This is a genomic window from Novosphingobium sp. TCA1, from assembly GCF_009811895.1.
Classification (GTDB): Bacteria; Pseudomonadota; Alphaproteobacteria; order Sphingomonadales; family Sphingomonadaceae; genus Novosphingobium; species Novosphingobium panipatense_A.
This window is the reverse complement of the sequence record NZ_BLJH01000096.1, coordinates 1-2,866: the sequence shown is the minus strand read 5'-3', so window position 1 is coordinate 2,866 and position 2,866 is coordinate 1. Positions and strand designations below refer to the sequence as shown.

General features: G+C 53.1%; 1 rRNA gene. It reads right to left on the bottom strand.

The features are described 5' to 3' along the window. Positions 1–27 precede the first annotated feature (27 nt). Positions 28–2,821: ribosomal RNA gene (locus tag NTCA1_RS28095) — 23S ribosomal RNA — on the bottom strand. Between the last annotated feature and the right edge of the window lie 45 nt (positions 2,822–2,866).

The following is a 2,866-nucleotide window of genomic DNA, read 5'->3' as shown; positions in this document are numbered from 1 at the left end:
GCAGGACTGTCATTGATGGTGGGATTCATCAAGCATGAACAGAGTTATTAGGACCGGTTAGCTCCACGCGTTACCACGCTTCCACACCCGGCCTATCAACGTGATGGTCTATCACGACTCGAAGATACCTAATCTTGAGGGAGGCTTCCCGCTTAGATGCTTTCAGCGGTTATCCCGTCCATGCATAGCTACCCTGCTGCGCGGCTGGCGCCACGACAGGTACACCAGAGGCATGTTCAACCCGGTCCTCTCGTACTAGGGTCAACTCCTCTCAAGTATCGACGCCCACGGCAGATAGGGACCAAACTGTCTCGCGACGTTCTGAACCCAGCTCACGTACCACTTTAATTGGCGAACAGCCAAACCCTTGGGACCTGCTCCAGCCCCAGGATGTGATGAGCCGACATCGAGGTGCCAAACGATTCCGTCGATATGAGCTCTTGGGAATCATCAGCCTGTTATCCCCGGCGTACCTTTTATCCGTTGAGCGATGGCCCTTCCACGAGGGACCACCGGATCACTATGACCGACTTTCGTCTCTGCTCGATTCGTCAATCTCGCAGTCAGGCAGGCTTATGCCATTGCACTCTTGCAGCCGGTTTCCAACCGGCCTGAGCCTACCATCGCGCGCCTCCGTTACTCTTTAGGAGGCGACCGCCCCAGTCAAACTACCCGCCACAGAGGGTCCCTGTACCGGCTAACGGTACGAGGTTAGACATTAAAAAATCACAGGGTGGTATTTCACCTATGGCTCCACAACAGCTGGCGCCGTTGCTTCAAAGCCTCCCACCTATGCTACACAATAATTTTCCAATGCCACTCTGAAGCTGCAGTAAAGGTGCACGGGGTCTTTCCGTCTAACCGCGGGTACTCCGCATCTTCACGGAGAATTCAATTTCGCTGAGCATATCCTGGAGACAGTGGGGAAGTCGTTACGCCATTCGTGCAGGTCGGAACTTACCCGACAAGGAATTTCGCTACCTTAGGACCGTTATAGTTACGGCCGCCGTTTACCGGGGCTTCAATTCGGAGCTTGCACTCCTCCTCTTAACCTTCCGGCACCGGGCAGGCGTCAGACCCTATACGTCGTCTTGAAGCCGACTTAGCAGAGTCCTGTGTTTTTGCTAAACAGTCGCTACCCCCTGGCCTGTGCCCCCTGCCAGTGCTTGCGCATAGACAGGGCCTCCTTCTTCCGAAGGTACGGAGGCAATTTGCCGAGTTCCTTCAGGATACTTCTCTCAAGCGCCTTGGTATACTCTACCTGACCACCTGTGTCGGTTTCGGGTACGGTCTATACGGTGGGGCTATTTCCTGGAACCTCTTCAAAGCACAACCAATCCGATAAGGTTGTACAATACACGAGATCCGTCACACACCACCAGGCCCACGAATATTAACGTGGTTCCCATCGACTACCCCCTTCGGGCTCGTCTTAGGGGCCGGCTCACCCTGCTCAGATTAGCTTTAAGCAGGAACCCTTGGTCTTTCGGCGAGAGGGCATCTCACCCTCTTTATCGCTACTCATGTCAGCATTCGCACTTCCGATACGTCCACCCTCGGTTACCCTTGAGCTTCACTCGCTTACGGAACGCTCCGCTACCGCTCAGATCAAAGATCTGAACCCTAAGCTTCGGTGCATCACTTTAGCCCCGTTACATTTTCGCCGCAGGAACCCTTATTTAGACCAGTGAGCTGTTACGCTTTCTTTAAAGGATGGCTGCTTCTAAGCCAACCTCCTGGTTGTTTTGGGATTCCCACATGCTTTCCCACTTAGTGATGACTTGGGGACCTTAGCTGTAGGTTAGGGCTGTTTCCCTTTTGACGACGGACCTTAGCACCCGCCGTCTGTCTGCCGAACAAGTCTCGTTGGTATTCGGAGTTTGGTTAGTATTGGTAGATCTCGCGACCCCCGCAACCATCCAGTGCTCTACCCCCAACGGCATACATTCGACGCTCTACCTCAATAGATTTCGCGGAGAACCAGCTATTTCCCGGCTTGATTGGCCTTTCACCCCTAAACACAACTCATCCGAGAATTTTTCAACATTCACCGGTTCGGTCCTCCAGTGCGTGTTACCGCACCTTCAACCTGGTCATGCCTAGATCGCCGGGTTTCGGGTCTAATACACCATACTCTGTCGCCCTATTCAGACTCGCTTTCGCTGCGCCTACACCTAACGGCTTAAGCTCGCATGGTACATTAAGTCACTGACCCATTATGCAAGAGGTACGCAGTCACCCCCTAAAGAGGCTCCTACTGCTTGTAAGCATTCGGTTTCAGGTACTGTTTCACTCCCCTCATCGGGGTGCTTTTCACCTTTCCCTCACGGTACTGTGTTCGCTATCGGTCATGTACGAGTATTTAGGCTTGGAGGGTGGTCCCCCCATGTTCAGACAGGATTTCACGTGTCCCGCCCTACTCGAGTCTTGCATCATCGTTTTCGCATACGGGGCTGTCACCCGCTATGGCCACTCTTTCCAAAGTGTTCTGCTAACTGAAATGCAAGCACTGGCCTGGTCCGCGTTCGCTCGCCACTACTAACGGAATCTCGGTTGATGTCTTTTCCTCCGGGTACTTAGATGTTTCAGTTCCCCGGGTTCGCTTCACCAAGTCTATGTATTCAACTCGGTGATACCTTATCCACCTCACTCACTGCCCGATCACTCGAACAACGAGAGAAATGGTGAAGGTGGGTTTCCCCATTCGGAAATCGTTGGATCAAAGCTTGCTCACAGCTCCCCAACGCTTATCGCAGCGTGCCACGTCCTTCTTCGCCTGTACATGCCAAGGCATCCACCAAATGCTCTTACCTCACGCTTGAGAATCCACACCATCAATGACAGCCCTGCATAAAGACTGCATTGT